Here is a 19,061-nt window from a genome sequence, read left to right as displayed (position 1 = left end):
TGACAACATACCACATGATAAGTGACACGGGACGATGTACGACGAAATTCTCCTCACAACCGACGGGACGGAGTGTTCGGTGCAAGCCGCAAAACACGGCCTCGCCTTTGCGGAAGCATTCGACGCCGCGGTACGCATCATCACCGTGATCAATGTACAGGCCGCCGGGGGGTTGTTCGATGCCGGGGGCGTCACCGCTGATTACGTCGAATCGCTCGAATCGCGCGGTCAGAAGATGATCGACGAGATTGCGGACCTCGCAGCGCCGACGACGACAGTTCGAACTGAAGTCCTCAAAGGGATTCCTTCAGATTCGATTCTCGAATACGCCGAGAAAGAATCGTTCGACCTCGTGGTACTCGGGACGCACGGACGGACGGGCGTCCAACGCGTCCTTACCGGAAGCGTCGCCGAACACGTCATCCGGCACGCCGACGTCCCCATCCTCACCGTTCGAGAACGTGATGAGCGAGTCGAACCATCGTTCGAGCGAATCCTCGTCCCGACGGACGGCAGTGAGTACGCACAGCAGGCCGTCGAACACGGACTGAGCGTTGCTGAGGCGTTCGACGCAACGGTTCATGCGCTCTACGTGGTTGATACAGGAATCATCGCGCCGCGATTAGAGGACCACATACCGGAGACAGTTCGCGCAGCTCTCGAAACCGAGGGAAAGACAGCAATAGAAGCTGTCGAGTCTCAGGCCCGAAGGACGAGCGTCGAAACAGTCACGAGCCTCACCGAAGGAGTCCCCGAACGTGAGATTCTCGCATACGCGGACGAACACGACATAGACCTCATAACGATGGGATCACACGGCCGAACCGGTCTCGACCGATTCCTCCTCGGCAGCACCACCGAACGAGTACTCAGGGAGGCACCGTCGCCGGTACTCTCGGTTCGGAAGCCGGTTACCGACGAGTAAGATGGGGCGGACGAAAATATCGGGACGGGAAATCCGACGAGTCTAACGAATCCGACTCGTCAAGCAGGTAGGCGTTCGAACGGTAGGGAAACGAGAAGTAGGTGGCCGATTACGAGGGGTCACGTACCGCTGTCGTGGATTCATCAGTTGACGCAGCATCGACCGCCGGGCGGCCGACGTACACGTCGTGTCTGTACCGGCAGTTCTCGCAGAAGAACTGTGCGTATCCGGCGGACTGGGTGCCACTGAACAGCATCTCGTCGCCACAGTCGGGGCACCACTCCGGATGCACACCTTGCGGGCGTTCGATACTCATAGGGACCCGTTCCGGATGGGTTGATTTCAATCTATCGGATTTATCGTGAGGGATGACTACAACATTCCGGAAGGAGTTGATCAGAATTCAAATATATTCAAAAATATTGTTTTTTCTGTTATGTATCAGCGGGCTCGAAATGAGGACAGAATGCCGTTACGTAATCGACTAGAGAAACGTCAGATACGCGTATTTGGTTGTGAATATCAAATATGTAGAAATTCGGGGGTGGAAATGTCACACAAACTATTATCTTATTCCGTGTGTCACTAGTACTTGAAATCACAGCTACCCCCGGTTGTACAGTCAGAACCAACACCGAGGGAGTGTCGGGGGAAACCACAATGACAGGGACGAAAGCTTCGAACGGAGACGCTGGATCGGAAACAACACAGGGTCGTGAAGAGATGGCTCTCAAAATCGTCTCGGTCATTGCGGATGCAAAAGGGTGCAAGCCGTTGGATCTCAAACCGCTCTACTGGGTGGTTGACACCGAAGCTATCGAGCAGTTAGTAGAGCAATCCTCGACAGTCTCGTTCGAAATCAGCTTTGACTACGAAGGTGGTCAGGTGACGGTGACCTCCGACGGAAACATCACGTACGAGATGGCGGACGAGTAGTCATCAGTATTGACATCCTCCTCCGACTGAAGCCGGAGGAATCCCGAGCGTTGGGATATTACGGTTTGCAGGCTCCCTGTTCTCTCGTGTTGAACGACCCGCTCTCGCGGTCGAACAGGAAGACTCCGGGCTGTGCCAACCAGCCGTTACTCATATCCCCTGTTGGGGGACTCTGAGTTATCTTTCGTCGGATATTCACCGCACCGTTCACGTCTGCGTTCATCGTCGTCTCGCACGACGAACAGACGTACAACCCACGCTCCACACGGTTGCTATCCCGAATCTTCCCGCAACACGAACACGTCTTGCTCGTGTTCTCCTCGTCCACACGGTCAACGAGGATGCCGTATTCCTCGGCTTTGTATTCGAGCAGATTCGTGAAGCGGTTGAACTCCCATCCGTGGAGTTTCTTGTTCCCCGACGCACCCCAGTTCCGCGAATCGCCGTTCTCATCCTCTCGGATGTCACTAAGGTCGCCAACCGCTATCTTCTCCACGCCTTCTTCCACACACCGCTCAACGATGTGTTTCGACAGGGTGTGGAGGAAGTGGTCTTTGCGTCGGGAGAGTTTCTGCCGAGCCTTCCGCGCTCGCTTCGACGGGCCGTTCTCGCCTTCGGTCTGGTACTCCTCGCGGGTGAAGTAGTGCTTGTCCTCTTTCAGCACGTTCCCCGGATATAGTTCGCTCTCGCCATCTTCGTAGTCAATGGCGAGGTAGTTGCTGATACCGAGGTCGATACCCGCCGTGTTGTTTCCGGGTGCGTCTTCAACAGGAATCTCTTTCTTACAGACGAGGTGGAGTTCCCACTCGTCGCCGTTCCAGACGGCACGCACCTGCTGGATGTTCTCGACTTCTACGTCGGGGCGGGTTTCGTACTCCGCGAGGATGAAGTCAGACCGACTCTCTTTCAGGTTAAACCCTTTCGAGAGACGGAGTTGACCGTGCTTGTCGTCGTGCTTGATGGCCCGTTTCTTCCACGTGACGGTGGAGCGCGGGTGGTCGTCGCCACATTTCCGGTAGCCCGGTGGGTTGTTGCCGTCGTCAGAGTTGTACCAGCCAGTGAACGCCTCAGCAAGCTCTTCGAGAACTCGCTGACTTGACTGAGAATGAAGGTCACTGTAGCGTTCGTGGTCTTTCAACTCCGATTTCAGTTCGGATTCGTCGGGTATCTCACCGTCGTCGTCCCACCGTTGTTGGATGTAGTAGCGTCCGACGTTCCACAGTTTGGATGCGGAGAACCCGCACTGGTCGAGGTCGTCACGAACCTGTTCGTGGTTCGTAATGCGTGCGACGTAGGTGCGGGTGGTTTCCAGCATCGAACTGACTTCATAACATGTTATGTGAGAACGGGTATTAAAACCAACGACCGGACGTTGAATATCCGGTTGGAGTGTAGTCGGTGGATTGGCGGTCAGAGTGTCGGATTCATCCCGCGCCTAAAGGCGCGGGTATTCTCCTTGCTCTTTATAAACGGGTCATAGAGAGCCATCACTGCCGTGTGATTGTGACGCCGGTAATCTCGAACCGCGCCCCACCGTCGGCACCGTCGGTGAGGGTGATGTTCCAACCGTGCGCGTCAACGACCTCTTTGACGATTGCCAACCCAAATCCAGTACCGTCTTCGAACGTTGAATACCCGAAATTAAACACCTCATCACGGGTTGCTTCAGGGATGCCGGGGCCGTCGTCAACGACGTAAAATCCGCGGCGGTCAGCAAGCGGCCCGACACAGATTGTGGCGTCCTCGGCACCATGCTCGATGGCGTTTCGGAACAGATTCTCGAACAGTTGCTGAAGTCGGTCAGTATCAGCCATAAACGTGAGATCGCTTTCGACGTTCAGCGTCGCTTCAGTCCCATCAATCACCGACCAACACCGGGTAGCCACCGCAGACAGCGCGACCTGTTCGGGATCATTAATCCGGCGGCCCTGACGGGCGAGCGTCAGTAAATCATCGATCAGCGCGCCCATTCGGTCAAGTGCATTCTGTGCCACCGAGAGATGCTCGCTGTCGTGTTCCTCTAACGCGAGGGAGACCCTCCCGTGAGCGACGTTGAGCGGATTTCGAAGGTCGTGAGAGACGACGCTTGCGAACTCATCAAGGCGCTTGTTCTGGCGCTGTAACTCCTGTTCACGCCGTTTTTGCTCATCAATATTTCTCGCAAGCCCGACCGCATGACGGGTCCCGTTGATTGTGGCGGCCGTAACCCGAACGTCGAGATGGCGGGTCTCAGTCTCCAGATACAGCGGCAGTTCGAGGCGGGCCGTATCCGTCTTACCAGCTAGGATTCGCTGTACTTCCTGTGTGAACGTGGCTAGTTTTTCCGGGTCGGCAACTGATGCCAAGACCGCCATTGCTTGCTTGCCGACGATATCCTCGGGTGATAAACCCAGAGCCGCTGCCGGCGGATCGTTCACGAACCGAAGCGTTCCATCGGGGTCGTGAATCCACACCGCATCTCCAACGTGTTCGACGATCCGTTCGAACTGCTGGAGTTCCCGTTCTCGGTCCACCCGGTCGGTCACATCACGATAGAGCCAGAGATTAGCCTCCCCATCAGGGAGATCATACGGCACGTAATCGCGTTCGAGAGTCCGGCCGTCTGCGAGGTCGAGCACCTCGTTGGAGACCGGAACTCGCTGATCGATCCGTTCTTTGATTCCGGTGACGAACCCGTCGGGGTCGGCGAACAAGTCTTTGAGATCGGCTGCGGCTTTCTCACAGTTGCGGCCGATCAGGTCATCCGTGGTGCCGGGGAGATCCAGTATCTCACAGAGCGCCTCGTTCGTCATGAGAACGTCGCGCTTGGCGTCTTCGACGAGCACACCCACCGGGAGATTCGCAACGATGGTCCCGAGGACCGTGTTCGCTTCGTCGAGTTCGCGCCCGTGTGCTTTCCGCTCGGTAATATCTCGTGCCACCAAGACGGCACGGTCTGTGTCTCCAGTATCGAGCGAGGCGACGTGGGCCTCAAACCACCGTCGGTTCCCATTCGACATCAACGCGTACTCGACAGTCTGTACTGCACCACTCTCGACCGTTTCGTCGATAGCGGCCTGAATGCAGTCTGCGGCGTCGGAATTGAACGCGTCTTCGAGTGTTTCGCCCTCAAGCGACCCTAGGCCGTCAACCGGGAGATCCTCCGGCCCGGAAAGGACGGATCGAAACCGCCCGTCGGTATCGTAGACTACGACCATATCGGGAATCGCATCAGTAATCGCGTGCATCCGGTTTTGGTCTCGCTCAAGGGTCCGCTTGCGTTCCGTGCGTTCGGTGAGGTCGCGGGCGACCGTGTGCATGTACGTATCGCCTTCGACATCGAGACGGCGATTACTGAACTCGACAGGCACTTTCGAACCATCTGCTCGGAGTATCTCGGCCATAGTCGTGGCAGGTTCTCCGGAGAGAATCCGCTCGTGATACTCCCGGTACGCATCGAGGTCGTCATCCTCGTGTAGATCAGGGATCCGCATCGAGAGAAGTTCTTCGCGGTCATAACCGGTCAGTTCGACTGTCGCCTCGTTCACATCGACGAACCGGGCATCGGAGTCGGAGATGAAAATCGCGTCACGGCATCCCTCGAAAATCGCGTTCCGCCACTGTCGTTCGTTTTCGGCGCGGTACCGCGTGACGACGTTATCGATTCGATTGGCTAAGACAGCGTACTGACTCATTCCCCTCCCCTTTTGTAGGTAGTCAGTCACGCCAGCGGAGATAGCGTCGCTGGCGACTTCCTCGGAGCCTTTGCCAGTAAAGAGAATAAATGGCAGATCCGGATTGTCCTCGCGGACGGTCTTGAGTAACTCAACACCGTTCTGTCGAGGCATGTCGTAATCGGAGACGATACAGTCGAATGCCTCGTCAGCGAGACGGTCTAAGGCTTCGCTAGCGCTGGTCGCCACCGTAACGCTGAACCGGTCGTCCTCTCGCTCAAGCAGATGAGCCGCCATATCGGCAAAATCTGGGTCATCATCGACGTGAAGGACGAGAATCGATTCAGTCATTACAGGAAACATTTACCTACAGTAGGAAAACTCTTCGTTTGATACATTTAGGACTGCTACTGGATATAAACAGGCGTTCTCGGACCATCTCGAACGAGTTCACCGAACGGAGGTGCGTCCGCGTGCGCCGAGTGGATTGGATGCAAAGCGATACGAAGCGCTTTTTGAACGCTACTGCGGAACGCAACCGTGCGCCGACTGGCGAGATTTCTGATTGGAGTCGTCCTCGGTGGCGGGGCGTTCGCCGGATACCTCTCGTACATCGGCGTCGGAAACGTTGCTGGGCGCGTCACCGAACTCGCCCCGGAAGCGGCCGTGTTCGTCGTTCTGTTCGTCGTCGCCGAAGGACTCGCCGACGCAATAGGCGTGTGGGCGTCAGTGAACCCGCTCGGACGCGGCCTCTCGAAGCGGCAGAGTGTTCAGTTCGCCATGGCGGGTGACTTCTTCGATACACTCAGCCCCGCCGGACCAGTGAGTTCAGAGCCGATCATGGCGCGGTTTATCGGCGTTACGACTGAGACGACGTACAGCGACGCCCTCGCCGTCAGAGGCGTTGCAAAGTACGTGAAGTCGGGCGCGCAACTGCTCCTCTCGACAGTGCTGGCGCTGGCAATCACGGTCGGCGGGAGTTCGCCACGGTTCGTGCTCATCACGCTCGGCGGAGCCGTCGTCGCGCTGGCGGTAGCGGGGGTCGTCCTCCTTCGGTTCCGAGTCGCCGCCTCGCAGGTTGTCGTCGTCGCTGTGACGCCAATCGTCGCACGGGTGTCGTCCCTGTACAGAGACGACCCGTACGACCGGACAGTGGTCGAAGCGGCGGTCGAACGGTTCTGGTCGCGCGTTCTCCTGTTCCGCGACCGACCGGGGTTAGTCGCACTCATCGCCTGTGGCGGCGTCATCGAACAGGTGTTCGTCGCGGCGGCACTGTGGACGGCACTCGCGGGCACCGGGGCGACGGTTGGTCTCCTTCCCATCATCGCCATCGTCCCCCTACCGCAGGCATCCAGTATCGTCCCGATTCCGGGCAGTCTCGGGGCGTACGACGTATTCCTCGGCGGTGCACTCGCGGTCGTAACCGGCGCGGCCCCCGCATCGACGGCCGCCGCCGTCCTCGTCGTTCGGACTGTCACGCTCCCGTTCGGCCTCTCTGTCGGCGGTCTGTCGGTGGCATTCCTCCGCGGATGGCGGCCCTAGGCGTCGCGTGCGTTCGAGAGAACTGAACTGTTAAGCGTCGTGGATACCGGCGAGCCACTCAGTGGCGAAAACACATTTCCCGATACTGTGAGAACAGATACCTATGGCAAACGTCATCGTCGTCGGCGGTGGTCCCGCCGGACTGAGTGCCGCACTGTTCGCACAGAAGAACGGACTGGAAACGACCGTCTTCGACACAGATCAGACGTGGTTGCACAAGGCGCATCTGTTCAACTACCCCGGAATCGGCTCGCAGGACGGAACCGCGTTTCTCGAAACGCTCCGTCGACAGGCGGAAGGATTCGGTGTCGAGCGCGTGGACGCGGAAGTATCGGACGTATCTGAATCCGGTGAGGGATTCACCGTAACGGCCGACGGCGAGGACTACGACGGCGACTACGTCGTCTTGGCGACTGGCGCAAACCGTGATCTCGCAGACACCCTCGGCTGTGAGTTCGACGGCGACATCGTAGACGTGGATGTGACGATGGAGACGAGCATCGAGGGCGCGTACGCGACGGGTGCGATGGTCCGCGCAGAAGAGTGGCAAGCGGTCATCTCTGCGGGCGATGGGGCCGCCGCCGCACTCAACATCCTCTCGACGGAGAAAGGCGAAAACTACCACGACTTCGACGTTCCGGCCGACGCCGACGCGGTGTTCGGTGGGATGGCCGGCGAGTAGAGACACCCTCGCCCGGAGAATCTGTTGGGATGTTCATTCGGTTACAGACGTGTAACCGGGTGACGTTGACGCTGTCGAAGGGCTATATGGAAGGAGCTTATATACACGTCTGTGGTCCGAGGCGGTTCGGGGTGGCCCCGAGACGCGTCGGCGACCGCGACTAATATAGCCCCATGGCACACGCTCAACAACCCTCGACATCACTTAACGACCTTCCGCCGAGCGCGAAGTTCGTCCACTTCGTCCTCAAACAGGAGTCGCACCTGACGCAAGGCGAACTGACCGACCGGACGCAGCTTTCGACGCGAACCGTTCGTGACGCCCTCCGAAAACTGGAAGCGGCGGGCATCGTCCACGAAGATGTCTGCCTGCGCGACGCGCGAAAGCGCGTGTACTCGTTAGAGAAAGACAACTGAGCGACAGAGGCGCGGAACCGAAGGACGGTAGATTACAGCGCGCCGACAGCGAGTATGTCGCTGGAGCGTCGCTGAACGTTCAGACTCACAGCAACTGCAGTCGCCCAGCGATGAGTCCCATCACTGCGCCCGTGAAGTGGGCAATTAATGCGCTTCCGGGTGCGCTGAAGAGGACAGTCAAGACGAGTGCTACGATGGCGACGATAGCGATGACAGCGCGCGAAGAGAGGCGAAGCCTGTCGAGGATGGCGCTCGACGCCGGATTGGCCGCCAACACGTAGCCGACGAGTGCGAACGCCGCACCGCTGGACCCGAGCACCGCTGACGGGACGCCGAACAGACCGGCCAGCCAGACGTGTGCAAGACCCGCGAGTGCGCCCGTCCCGACGAAAAACGCGTGAAACCGAAGTCGCGTCGTTGACATCGAGACGAGCGTTCCCGCGAGGAGGACGATGACGGCATTCGAGAGGAGATGTCCCGGTCCAACGTGGGCGTAGACGCTCGTAACGAGCGTCCACGGCGGGGCAAGGACGGGTGGTGCGAGGGCGAACAGACCGACGAGACCGATGAATGAGACGGTCCACGTCAGTACGGAGACGAAGAGCATGGCGAGAAGCGTCTCGGCGACGGGGTTCCCGAAGATGAGATTCGAGCGTCGGTCGGGGAGTTCATTCGTGGAGGACACGGCTTCACTTCGAGTATCTGTCTCGTCAGGCCAAAGGTCTTCGCCCGTTTCGTTCGGCCACTTAATTTAAACTAGCTTACATCAATGCGCATACTGTGTTCGAGATCCGGACCGACCCACAGATAACGACAGGACAGACCGGAGACGTGGTCACAGTTACAGACATCCGCGAGATTCACGGGTTCCCCGATCCTGTTTCGGACGACGCACCCACCGGGAGGGGCCTTACTGTCGCCGTGATGGACTCCGGTGTTGACGAGACACACGAAGTGTTCGACGGCATCACGGTCGAACATCACAACTTCACCGACGCGCCCGACGAACCACTGGACGACGTGGGTCACGGCACGGCCGTCGCGGGACTCATCGCTCAACTGTCGCCCGGTATCGAGAAAATCGTTGATCTCCGTATCTTCGGTACGAGTGGGCGAGGAACGAGCAAACCGATTTTCGACGCCTACGAGTGGGCGCAAACGCACGCCGACGAACTCGACACCATCAACCTCTCGTGGGGAGCACGGTCACAGAGCTCGGAAATCGACCGCGAGCACTCCAAACTGATGAACGCAGGCGTACAAGACGTTGTCTCGGCAGGCAACACGGGCGAGACAAGCGGCAGTCCGGTGACCGCAAACGACGCCTACGGCATCGGTGCCATAACCGAGGAGAAAGAGTTGACGCGGTTCAGTAGCTACAATCCCGGTATCGTCGAAAACCCCGACGTGGTGGCGTTGGGCAAGGACGTTCGCCTGCCGCGTGCGTCGAACACGTCGATGGGAACCGTCCTCAACGACGATTACGTGAAAGCCAGCGGGACAAGCTTCAGCGCACCCATCGCAACAGCGGCGATGAACCTCTTCATCGAACAGCGAGAGCGTGCGTCGGAACGACCGTTCGAGCGCACCGCCAAGGACATTCCGGGCACACCCAGAGACGTGTACGGCTATATTCGATACGATCACGCAGTGGAACTGCGGGATACTGAGGTGAAAGTGGACGTGTTCGACCTGCCGTTCACGAACTATGAGGGCGTAGCGCTTCCGGAAGAGTGGGCGGACAGCCCAACCCACGCGGTCCTCGAACGTGAGACCGCACAGGAAACCGTCGTCCGGTTCGAGCGATAAATCGAGACGTTCGAACCGCCCGGTGCGTCACGGCAGTCATCTGCGGATAGCGTCGAGGCGGCGACGCATCTCGGCTTCCAGCCACGCAGCGAGGTCCGAGCGTGATTCATCACGGTAGTCTGCCGTTCGCTCGAAGTATCCCGAGACGCTGAGAAGACGGATTACCTCGTAGATTGGTCGTCGCTCTTCGAACCCGGACGGAAGGCCGCCAGCCTGAGAACGGTACCCGTCGTAAAAGGCGGACACGACGCCCTCTGGGCTGCCTTCACGGAGCGAGTCGAACTGCTGATCCAGCGTTCGGGAGCGGTCCCGTACCGGGTCCCCGACGTGCGAGAGTTCCCAGTCGAGAAACCCAACACCGTCCCCGGTTCGAAAGCAGTTCGGGCAAGCGGGATCGCCGTGGAGTAACGTCGCCGACGCGCGGTCCAATCGATCTCGATTTCTCTCGACAGCGTCGCTCACCATCTCGAAATGTTGATCGAACCGGTCGCAGGGTGCCATCTCGCGCATCTCCGAAATCGTCTCCACGAGAACGTCCGTCCACGTTCCCGTATCGAGTTCGAGGTGGTCAGCGTCGCCGCCGACGACGTGACCGTGTTCCTCGAACCGACAGTCGTGGACACGCGCTAATGCGCTGCCAACATCGTGGGCCAGTGCCGCCCGTTCGGTCCGAGTCGCGTCAGCCAAGAGCGTCGTAAGGGGTTGTCCCGAAACCGGTTCAGTAGCGAGATACGGGACCGGTCCCGTCGTCTCGGTTGCGATTACGTTCGGAACGGAGACAGCGCAGTTCGCACCCACGTAGGAGATAACAGCCCGCTCGCGCTCGATTCGTGAACGATCACCGTTGACGGCGACTTTCAGGAAGACGCGCTGCCCGTCGCCAAAATCGACTGCGACAGTCCGGTTCTGCGCGTTCCAAGAGATGCCCGCCGAGGATACGTTATCGACGGTCCGATTCGGGAACGCGTCTTCGAGTGCAGACGAGACACGGTTGTCCATGACCGGTCGATTCAGCGGTGAAAGAAGGTCTTTCTGGTATAATGACATAAATCAACAAATTGAAGTTCGATGAGACGGTCAAGAGTCATATCTATTGATGTGGTAGAGAAAGTATGGCAGATCGTCCAATCGATCCAATGGGCCGCCACGCGGTCGAAGACTACGTGGAATACATCGAATACGTCCCAGCAGAGATTCGGGAGAAGGTCCATCCGGACGTTGATCCGCTCACGGGCGAGAAAACCTCTTTTCGTCTCAACAACCACGTCCTCTTCGCTGAGCTATACCTCTTGAACGAACGCTTCGGGTCACCACCCACTCGGGTCGAGATGACCCGCTCGGGCGCGTTTCACGTCGGGGTCTACGAAGACCGCTTCGAGGAGTACACCGTCTGCGTCGAGATAGCCGGTCTCGAGCCGAATTATCACTCGCCCGAAGAGCGGATTCGGCATAGCCAGTGTGATATTGATACGTTCTATCTTCAGCCGAAAACAGAGCGGTGAGTCGTCCAGCGCATACTTCGCTTCGTCTCGTCGGACACTATTGTTCTGTGCAACGAGATAGACACCACGTCGAACTCACATCCGACTGGTCCATTCACGCGCCGGGGATGAAGTTCGTCAGGTCAGCCGTCTCCGCGATCATCCAGAGGACGAACCCAATGTAAGCGACGAGCAGGCCGTACGCCTCGCCATCCGTGAGCGATAGATCAGTTCGGAGGACAGTAAAGAGCAGTACCGTTGCGAGGGTGAGAAAGCCCATCGTCGGCACGGCGATAGCGAAGTTGATGGGGGCCGCACCGACGATGAGAACGCCGATTGGGATGGCAACGAGCAGATCGAAGGTGTTCGACCCGAGGACGTTAGCGAGACTAGTAACGCCGCGACCGTCCTTTGCGGCGCGGACGCTGACGAGCGTGTCGGGGAGACTTGTCGCCGCTGCAAGTACCGTGATACCCCAGAGGAAGTCGGGCGCACCGTACACGTTGCCGACGAACTTGACGGCGTGAACCAACTGCTCGACGGAGACGAGGATGACGATGAGACCTGCGACGAGCGTGCCCCACTGTCGCAGGACGTTCACGTCTGTGACCGGTTCGGCCTCGTAGTCAGCCGTGTCAGCGTACTGGATGAAGATGTAAAGCCCGTAGAGCGCCAGAGGCATCACCGCCAGCGGTCGGGTGACACGTCCAGTCAGTGGTGCGCCGTTGGGGAAGTAGATAACCGCCATCGCGAAGGTGATGACGACGACGGAGACGGCAATCATGTAGAACTGCGCCTCCTTGTAGACGAGCGTCCGACTCGACTCGATATCGTCGTGGGTTACGATGCCCGACAGCGCCGGGATAACGAGGATATTGAAGATAGCCGAACCGACGATTGCGCCGACACCGAGACCGAACGACCCCGAGAGCGCGGAAAACACCACGCTTGCGAGTTCGGGGAAGCTAGAGCCGACGGCGGCAACGATAGCACCTTGGACGACGAGTGGTAGCCCGTAGTAACTCGACAGCGTATCGCTCGACTGTTCGAGCCATCCGCTTCCGATATAGATCCCGACCGTGGCGAGAAGGATAATTCCGACATTTACTGCGAGAGACTCAGCCATTCGTTCGGTGGTCGGCCGCCGGAGTGAAATTCGTTCGGAAACCCTTCGCGCCTACAAAACAATTCTAATTGAATTAGTACAATCTGATTGGGAAAGCTTTATCATCGATTCGGCAGACACGATATATTGCGGCCAGTAGCATATCACCACAACATGTGGAATTAACCTACTCGAGGGTCGACTAGTGACAACTATGGACTGTCCCGACTGCGGACACGACCGAACGAGCGTCGTCGATACGCGAACCGGCGAGGACGGAACCACCGTTCGTCGCCGCCGCGAGTGCAAACGATGTTCGTTCCGATTTACGACGTACGAGCGGCCCGAGTGGGAAACCCTCCAAGTCAAAAAACGCGACGGACGCATCGAACCGTTCGACCGGGAGAAACTCCGCGGCGGCATCGAACGGGCCGTCGAAAAACGACCCGTAGACGACGATGCCGTCGAATCGCTCATCGAGGACGTAGAACGTGAACTCGCTGGACGCGAGACGCGCATCGTCTCGTCAAGTCTCGTCGGGGAACTCGCCTCCGAACGCCTCCGAGAACTGGACTCTGTGGCGTACATCCGGTTCGTCTCGGTGTACAAGGCGTTCTCCGACCCCGAGGAGTTCCTCGACGAACTCGACACGATTCTCGATGACCGATTAGACGAGACGGTCGATGGGTCCGGTCCCACAGACAACGATTTCCCAGATGGCTAGCACACAGACGACACAGACGAACGACGTACGGACGATTCTCAACCAAGCACGAACCGGCTACGAAGACGTTCTCACCGACGAGGTGATGGACAGACTCGTAACCGAAACGGAACGTAATCTCTACGACGGCGCGTCGATAGATGAGGTGTACGAAGCACTCGAAGGGGTGACCACGGCGCGGATCGAACGCGACCCGGCGTACAAATACGTCGCTGCTGATATTCACCGGCGGCGCTACTTCCGACGCGTAACCGGTGAACAGTTGAGTGAGACTGCCGACGACGATACCGCGACGACGTATCGCGAGACGTTCGCGGCGAACCTCGAACGCGGCGTCGATGAGGACCTCCTAGACGAACGCCTGCTCGACGGTCGGTTCGACATCGACGAACTCGCAGACGCTCTCGTCCTCGAACGCGACGACAAGTTCGACTACATTGCGATGTCCACGCTGACGCAACGGTACTTCATCAAAACCGAAGTTGACGGAGATCCGCTCGAACTCCCGCAGGCGTTCTGGATGCGGGTTGCGATGGGCCTCGCAATCGAGGAGGACGACCCGCAGGCGCGGGCGCTGGAGTTCTACGACGTGCTCTCACGTCTCCTGTTTACGCCCTCGACGCCGACGCTGTTCCATAGCGGAACGACCCATCCGCAACTGTCCTCCTGTTATCTCACGACAGTCGAAGACGACCTCGAACACATCTTCGACTCGTACAAACACCACGCGCAACTGTCGAAGTGGAGCGGCGGTCTCGGCAACGACTGGACGAATCTCCGCGCAGAGGGCGCACTCATCGAGAGTACGGGCGTCGAATCAACCGGGACGGTTCCGTTTCTGAAGATCAGCAACGACGTGACCGCGGCGATCAATCGCTCGGGGAAACGCCGCGGCGCGGCCTGTGGTTACCTCGAAGCGTGGCACATGGACTTCCCGGCGTTCCTTGACTTGCGGCGCAACACGGGCGACGAACGCCGTCGCACCCACGATATGAACACCGCCGCGTGGGTGCCGGACCTGTTCATGGAACGCGTCGAGAACGACGAGACGTGGACGCTGTTCTCGCCGGACGAAGTGCCCGAACTCCACGAGACGTACGGCGAGGAGTTCGCGGAGTTATACCGCGAGTACGAGGAGAAAGCGGAGGCGGGCGAACTGCGGCAGTACGAAACGGTAGACGCCGCCGACCTCTGGCGGACGATGCTTACCCGTCTGTTCGAGACGGGTCACCCGTGGATTACGTTCAAAGACCCCTGCAACGTTCGGTCGCCACAGGATCACGTCGGTACCGTCCATTCCTCGAATCTCTGTACCGAAATCACACTCAACACGAGCGCCGAAGAACACGCCGTCTGCAACCTCGGGAGCGTAAACCTCTCGAATCACGTCGCCGACAGCGAGTTGGACCGCGAGGCGTTAGCCGACACAATCGAAACGGCGACACGGATGCTCGACAACGTGGTTGACCTGTGCTTTTACCCAACCGACGAGGCGGAGTACTCCAACATGCGGCACCGACCCGTCGGCCTCGGCGTCATGGGCTTCCACGATGCGCTGATGCAGGTCGGGACATCGATGGCATCCGAGGAAGCCGTCGAGGCGGCGAACCGCTGGCAGGAGTTCGTCTCCTATCACACCATCCTCAACAGTTCGCGTCTGGCGAAGGAGCGCGGCGCGTACGAAACGTTCGAGGGGAGCAAGTGGGACCGCGGCATCCTCCCGCACGACACGGTTGATCGTCTCGAAGCCGAACGCGGCCGCGAAATCCCGACCGACCGCTCGGAAACGATGGACTGGGACCGAGTGCGCGACCACATCGCAGAACACGGCATGCGCAACTCGAACACGATGGCTATCGCGCCGACGGCGACCATCTCCACCATCAACGGGACGACGCCCTCCATCGAACCCATCTACTCGAATCTCTACGTCAAATCGAACATGAGCGGTGACTTCACCGTCATCAACGAACAGCTCGTAGACGACCTGAAGGCCGAAGGACTGTGGGACGACGAGATGGTGGATCAGATCAAGTTCTTCGACGGATCGATTCAGGAGGTCAGCGCGATTCCCGAGGAGATGCGCGAACTGTACCGAAGCGCGTTCGAGATCGATCCCCGACATCAACTCCGTCTGACCGCCCATCGCGGGCAGTGGATCGACCAGTCGATTTCGCACAACGTTTTCTTCCCGAGTACGGACGGGTCGCTTCTTGACGACGTATACAAGACGGCGTGGCGACTCGGCGTGAAGACGACGTACTACCTGCGAACGCTCGGCGCGTCGCAGATCGAGAAATCCACGCTCGATATGGCGGAGTACGGTCGGACGCAACGACGAAACGAGTCCGAAGCGACCGCAGACCGAGACAGCAACGACAACGGCGGCAACGTCACCGCCGCCGACGGCGATACCGACGATAGCGGCGAAGGTGACAGAGATGCCGCTGCCGGCGGAGACAAAACCGGGGAAGCGTGCGACACGTCTCTCGCTCGTGTCGAAGACCCGACGTGTGACGCTTGCCAGTGAAACGACCGAGGATCTGATCTACAATGGCGATACTGAACAACGACACGGAACACGACCCGAACAAGATACTGCCAATCGACTACGACTGGGCGCGCCAGTACTACCGCGACGGCGTCGCCAACAACTGGGTGCCAGAGGAGATACCGATGCAGGAGGACATCGCCCAGTGGAACGGCGATGCGCTCAGCGACTCCGAAAAGCAGTTAGTCGAGTGGAATCTCGGCTTTTTCTCCACTGCCGAATCGCTGACGGCGAACAATATTGTCCTCGCCCTCTACGAGTACGTCACCGCGCCGGAGTGTCGTCAGTACCTCCTTCGACAGGCGTACGAGGAAGCGATCCACACGGACACGTTCATCTACTGCTGTGACTCGCTGGGATTCGACCCCGAGTACATGTACGGGATGTACGACCGCGTGCCCTCCATCAAGGAGAAAGACGAGTTCGTCGTGGACCTGACGCGAAATCTCGACGACCCAGACTTCACAGTGGAGGACACAGCAGACGTGCGCGATCTCCTGCGTGATCTCGTGGGGTTCTACGTCGTCATGGAGGGTGTGTTCTTCTACGCCGGGTTCGCCATGATGCTCGCGCTGAAGCGTCAGAACAAGATGGTTGGAATCGGCCAGCAGTTCGAGTACATCATGCGCGACGAGTCACTGCACGTAGGATTCGGTGTCGATCTGATAAACCAGATTCGCGCCGAGAATCCCGACGCGTGGACTGACGAGTTCGGCGCGGAAGTACGCGACCTGATAGAGAAAGCGGTTGACCTCGAACAGATATACGCTCGCGAGGCGTGCCCCGATGACGTGTTAGGAATGAGCCCCGACCAGTTCGCTGAGTACGTCGAACACGTCGCTGACCGCCGACTCGGCCAACTCGATTTGGACGCCAGTTACGGAACAGACAACCCGTTCCCGTGGATGAGCGAGGCGGTTGACCTCAACAAGGAGAAGAACTTCTTCGAGACGCAAGTCACTGAGTACCAAAGCGGCGGCTCGCTCGACTGGTAGGTACGCTCGACCCGAACCGCGTGCAGACAGTTCTGCACAACGAGCGCCTACGTCGAGGTGAGACGGCACCACGTACCGCCACCGCCACTGCGGAGTGCGCAGACGGCCGCAAGGACGACAGCGGTACTCACGAGAACTGTCGCGCCGAAGATGAGCGCCATGCTCACCGTTTCGAGCGCGTCGATACCGAGCGGGCCGCTTAGTTCCTTCGCGGTGACGGAGAGACTCCCCGCCAACAGCATCGCGGCGAAGTAGCCTTTGATTCCGTCCTCGTCTACGAGTTTCGTCGCCGCTGCACCGACGCGCGCGCCGAGTGCGCTTCCGAGGAGAAGCGACGCGACGACGGGGAGCGCGACGGACCCCTCCTGCGCGTAGACGAACGCGCCGAATGCACCGGAGACGGTGATTTGCAGGATATCCCGTGCCGACGGCGACGGCCGCTGGGACACCCAATCCGTACATCATCGCCGGCATCAGAAGGAATCCACCGCCGACGCCGAGGAATCCAGAGAGGATACCGATAGCGCCACCTGTGACGAGGATAACCCACACCGAGACGGTCGAACCGCCGTTCAACGATACCATCGGTGGAACCCGAATCGACTGTACGCGGTCGGTCAGATCTGTGCTACGATCACTGCCGCCGTCACGCCACGCGTCACGGAGGGTGAACAGCCCCACGAGCGCGAGGAGACCGACGTAGAACACGCTGACGACGAGGTCGGCCGAGCCGAGTTCCTCTAAGAGGAAGACGACCCGCTTTCCGCCCTCGATACCGGCGGTCATGCCGAGCGTCATCAGCGCCGCGAGTTTGTAGTCGATCTGCCCGTGGTCCCGATGTTTGAGTGCGCCGATAACACTCGTACCAAACACGAACGCGAGTCCGCTTCCGACAGCCACGTTCGCCGGATAGCCGAGTACTAACAGTGCGGGCGTGACGAGGAACGACCCACCCATCCCGAAGAATCCGAACAGGATTCCGATGAGGAGGCCGAACCCGACGAACAGGCCGACCATGGCGAGGCTCAAGCCAAATGGCTCCATCGTCAGTCACCACCGAGCATCGCCTGTGCAGTCGGACCGGCGACTCGTGTCACCGCGCCATAGATGACGTACAACGCGATGGCCTCAGCGAGGACAATCCCAACCGTCTGCGCCGCTGGAATGAGTTGGGCGAGATCTGCTCCGATCATCTCAGCGATCACCACTAGTTGTTTTTGGTTGTTCCATTTTTACACAATACTGTTTGCGCGAATCCAGTTTCGGGTACTGTAGGTACATCTGACTTAGTGTGTCGTCGTCTCAGTCGTGTTTGTCGAACCGATACGAGTGCGAACGAGTCCTTGTGCGTACGCGCCGAGGAACATCCCCGCGATAGCCCACAAGATGGGGTAGTTGCCGACGCCGAAACTCGCATAGGCCGCACCCGGACAGATGCCCGAAAGACCCCATCCAACGCCGAAGATGGCTCCGCCGACGACGACATTCCGGTCGAACTCTTTCACGCGGCGGGTGTACTCGCGCGCCGTAATCGGGGCGCGGTCGAAATACCGCGTCGCCACGGCGAAGACGACTGCCGTGACGACTGCCGCACCACCCATGACAAAGATGAGGCCGAAGTCGTTGAACTGGAGGAAATCGAGCACGACTTCCGGACGAGCCATCCCACTTATCGCCAGTCCGAATCCGAACACGAGGCCACCGAGGTAAACGGCCGCGAGGAATGTCAGTCCGCGCTGCTCGGAACTCACGGCGACACTCCCAGCGCGGCGACGAGTTGTGCGGTGCCGATAGCGAACGCGAGGAACGTCAGGACGTTCACGACGGAAGTGTTCGAGAGCGACCCGAGACCGCAGACCCCGTGTCCAGAGGTACATCCCTTCCCGAGTCGCGTCCCGACGCCGACGAGGAATCCGCCGCCGAGGAGTCGCCACCACTGCACGTCAGTCGTCCAGAGTCCGGGATCGAGAACGAGTCCGTAGACGGCAGCACCACTAACGATGCCCGCTGTGAACACAACGCGCCACCGGCGGGACTGGACGTATTTGGAGCGGTTGAACCGCGGCACGTCGGAGACGTACGAGAGCGTCGATTCGAGGAACGTACTCGCACCAGCGATGAGACCCGTGCTGAGGTAGATACCGCTCGCGCCGAGTCCGACGAGGAGGCCGCCGAGGAGGTACGGCCAGATACCCCGCGGGAACAGGTCACCGACGACGACCAACGGGACGAGTTCGCTCAT

General features: G+C 59.2%; 19 protein-coding genes and 1 pseudogene. 10 read left to right on the top strand and 10 right to left on the bottom strand.

Features of this window, described 5'->3' with window-relative positions:
• Positions 1 to 34: 34 nt before the first annotated feature.
• Positions 35 to 925, top strand: coding sequence for a universal stress protein (locus HBOR_RS16765; RefSeq protein ID WP_006054617.1), 891 nt, complete (start codon positions 35 to 37; stop codon positions 923 to 925).
• 109 nt (positions 926 to 1,034) lie between these two features.
• On the opposite strand, the gene HBOR_RS16760 is transcribed toward HBOR_RS16765, so the two are convergent.
• Positions 1,035 to 1,241, bottom strand: coding sequence for an HVO_2142 family zinc finger protein (locus HBOR_RS16760; protein WP_006054618.1), 207 nt, complete (start codon positions 1,239 to 1,241; stop codon positions 1,035 to 1,037).
• A gap of 344 nt (positions 1,242 to 1,585) precedes the next feature.
• On the opposite strand from HBOR_RS16760, the gene HBOR_RS16755 reads away from it, so the two are divergent.
• Complete coding sequence (locus tag HBOR_RS16755; RefSeq protein WP_006054619.1) at positions 1,586 to 1,861, top strand: HalOD1 output domain-containing protein; 276 nt, start codon at positions 1,586 to 1,588, stop codon at positions 1,859 to 1,861.
• Positions 1,862 to 1,919: 58 nt separating this feature from the next.
• On the opposite strand, the gene HBOR_RS16750 is transcribed toward HBOR_RS16755, so the two are convergent.
• On the bottom strand, positions 1,920 to 3,176 hold the full coding sequence (locus HBOR_RS16750) for an RNA-guided endonuclease InsQ/TnpB family protein (protein ID WP_013440770.1): 1,257 nt from the start codon (positions 3,174 to 3,176) through the stop codon (positions 1,920 to 1,922).
• A gap of 172 nt (positions 3,177 to 3,348) precedes the next feature.
• Entirely contained in the window at positions 3,349 to 5,865 is a 2,517-nt protein-coding gene (locus HBOR_RS16745; RefSeq protein ID WP_006054621.1) for a PAS domain S-box protein, read from the bottom strand.
• A gap of 189 nt (positions 5,866 to 6,054) precedes the next feature.
• Between HBOR_RS16745 and HBOR_RS16740 the strand changes: the two genes are divergently transcribed.
• The 3 genes from HBOR_RS16740 to HBOR_RS16730 all read left to right on the top strand — a co-directional run bounded on the left by HBOR_RS16740 (position 6,055) and on the right by HBOR_RS16730 (position 8,154).
• Complete coding sequence (locus tag HBOR_RS16740; RefSeq protein WP_006054622.1) at positions 6,055 to 7,056, top strand: lysylphosphatidylglycerol synthase domain-containing protein; 1,002 nt, start codon at positions 6,055 to 6,057, stop codon at positions 7,054 to 7,056.
• A 103-nt stretch (positions 7,057 to 7,159) separates the two neighbouring features.
• Positions 7,160 to 7,738, top strand: a complete 579-nt coding sequence (locus HBOR_RS16735) for an NAD(P)/FAD-dependent oxidoreductase (RefSeq protein WP_006054623.1) — start codon at positions 7,160 to 7,162, stop codon at positions 7,736 to 7,738.
• A gap of 173 nt (positions 7,739 to 7,911) precedes the next feature.
• Positions 7,912 to 8,154, top strand: a complete 243-nt coding sequence (locus HBOR_RS16730) for a winged helix-turn-helix domain-containing protein (RefSeq protein ID WP_006054624.1) — start codon at positions 7,912 to 7,914, stop codon at positions 8,152 to 8,154.
• Between the two features lie 85 nt (positions 8,155 to 8,239).
• Here the strand turns inward: HBOR_RS16730 and HBOR_RS16725 are convergent, their stop codons facing one another.
• A complete protein-coding gene (locus HBOR_RS16725; RefSeq protein WP_006054625.1) occupies positions 8,240 to 8,839 on the bottom strand; it encodes a rhomboid family intramembrane serine protease in 600 nt (199 codons plus the stop codon).
• A gap of 95 nt (positions 8,840 to 8,934) precedes the next feature.
• On the opposite strand from HBOR_RS16725, the gene HBOR_RS16720 reads away from it, so the two are divergent.
• Positions 8,935 to 9,963 (top strand): S8 family peptidase, encoded by a 1,029-nt coding sequence (locus HBOR_RS16720; protein ID WP_006054626.1) that lies wholly within the window; start codon positions 8,935 to 8,937, stop codon positions 9,961 to 9,963.
• A gap of 36 nt (positions 9,964 to 9,999) precedes the next feature.
• Here HBOR_RS16720 and HBOR_RS16715 read toward each other — a convergent pair whose 3' ends face one another.
• Positions 10,000 to 10,962, bottom strand: coding sequence for a phosphotransferase (locus HBOR_RS16715; RefSeq protein WP_006054627.1), 963 nt, complete (start codon positions 10,960 to 10,962; stop codon positions 10,000 to 10,002).
• Positions 10,963 to 11,075: 113 nt separating this feature from the next.
• Here HBOR_RS16715 and HBOR_RS16710 point away from each other — a divergent pair, with 113 nt between their 5' ends.
• On the top strand, positions 11,076 to 11,465 hold the full coding sequence (locus HBOR_RS16710; protein WP_049890678.1) for a homing endonuclease associated repeat-containing protein: 390 nt from the start codon (positions 11,076 to 11,078) through the stop codon (positions 11,463 to 11,465).
• A 94-nt stretch (positions 11,466 to 11,559) separates the two neighbouring features.
• Here HBOR_RS16710 and HBOR_RS16705 read toward each other — a convergent pair whose 3' ends face one another.
• Positions 11,560 to 12,570 carry a sodium:calcium antiporter gene (locus tag HBOR_RS16705; protein WP_006054629.1) on the bottom strand — a complete coding sequence of 337 codons (1,011 nt, stop codon included), beginning with the start codon at positions 12,568 to 12,570 and terminating at the stop codon, positions 11,560 to 11,562.
• Positions 12,571 to 12,763: 193 nt separating this feature from the next.
• Between HBOR_RS16705 and nrdR the strand changes: the two genes are divergently transcribed.
• From nrdR to HBOR_RS16690, 3 genes are read left to right on the top strand one after another with little or no spacing between them, the layout of a single operon-like run.
• Positions 12,764 to 13,273 (top strand): transcriptional regulator NrdR, encoded by a 510-nt coding sequence (nrdR, locus tag HBOR_RS16700; protein WP_006054630.1) that lies wholly within the window; start codon positions 12,764 to 12,766, stop codon positions 13,271 to 13,273.
• On the top strand, positions 13,266 to 15,803 hold the full coding sequence (locus HBOR_RS16695; RefSeq protein ID WP_006054631.1) for a ribonucleoside-diphosphate reductase subunit alpha: 2,538 nt from the start codon (positions 13,266 to 13,268) through the stop codon (positions 15,801 to 15,803). The genes nrdR and HBOR_RS16695 overlap by 8 nt, the downstream gene beginning before the upstream one ends.
• Before the next feature lie 23 nt (positions 15,804 to 15,826).
• The gene (locus tag HBOR_RS16690) at positions 15,827 to 16,819 is read left to right on the top strand and encodes a ribonucleotide-diphosphate reductase subunit beta (RefSeq protein ID WP_006054632.1); all 993 of its coding nucleotides are present in this window, start codon (positions 15,827 to 15,829) and stop codon (positions 16,817 to 16,819) included.
• A 47-nt stretch (positions 16,820 to 16,866) separates the two neighbouring features.
• Here HBOR_RS16690 and HBOR_RS16685 read toward each other — a convergent pair.
• From HBOR_RS16685 to HBOR_RS16675, 4 genes and pseudogenes are all read right to left on the bottom strand, one after another.
• Positions 16,867 to 17,863, bottom strand: a pseudogene (locus HBOR_RS16685) (sulfite exporter TauE/SafE family protein).
• A gap of 2 nt (positions 17,864 to 17,865) precedes the next feature.
• Positions 17,866 to 18,012: a DUF7512 family protein gene (locus HBOR_RS20105; protein WP_162531007.1), complete on the bottom strand. Its 147-nt coding sequence runs from the start codon at positions 18,010 to 18,012 to the stop codon at positions 17,866 to 17,868.
• 93 nt (positions 18,013 to 18,105) lie between these two features.
• Positions 18,106 to 18,570, bottom strand: a complete 465-nt coding sequence (locus HBOR_RS16680) for a DUF6691 family protein (protein ID WP_006054635.1) — start codon at positions 18,568 to 18,570, stop codon at positions 18,106 to 18,108.
• A complete protein-coding gene (locus tag HBOR_RS16675) occupies positions 18,567 to 19,061 on the bottom strand; it encodes a YeeE/YedE family protein (RefSeq protein WP_006054636.1) in 495 nt (164 codons plus the stop codon). Before HBOR_RS16675 ends, HBOR_RS16680 begins: the two co-directional genes overlap by 4 nt.

The organism is Halogeometricum borinquense DSM 11551 (genome assembly GCF_000172995.2).
Classification (GTDB): Archaea; Halobacteriota; Halobacteria; order Halobacteriales; family Haloferacaceae; genus Halogeometricum; species Halogeometricum borinquense.
This window is presented reverse-complemented; position numbering and strand designations above follow the sequence as displayed.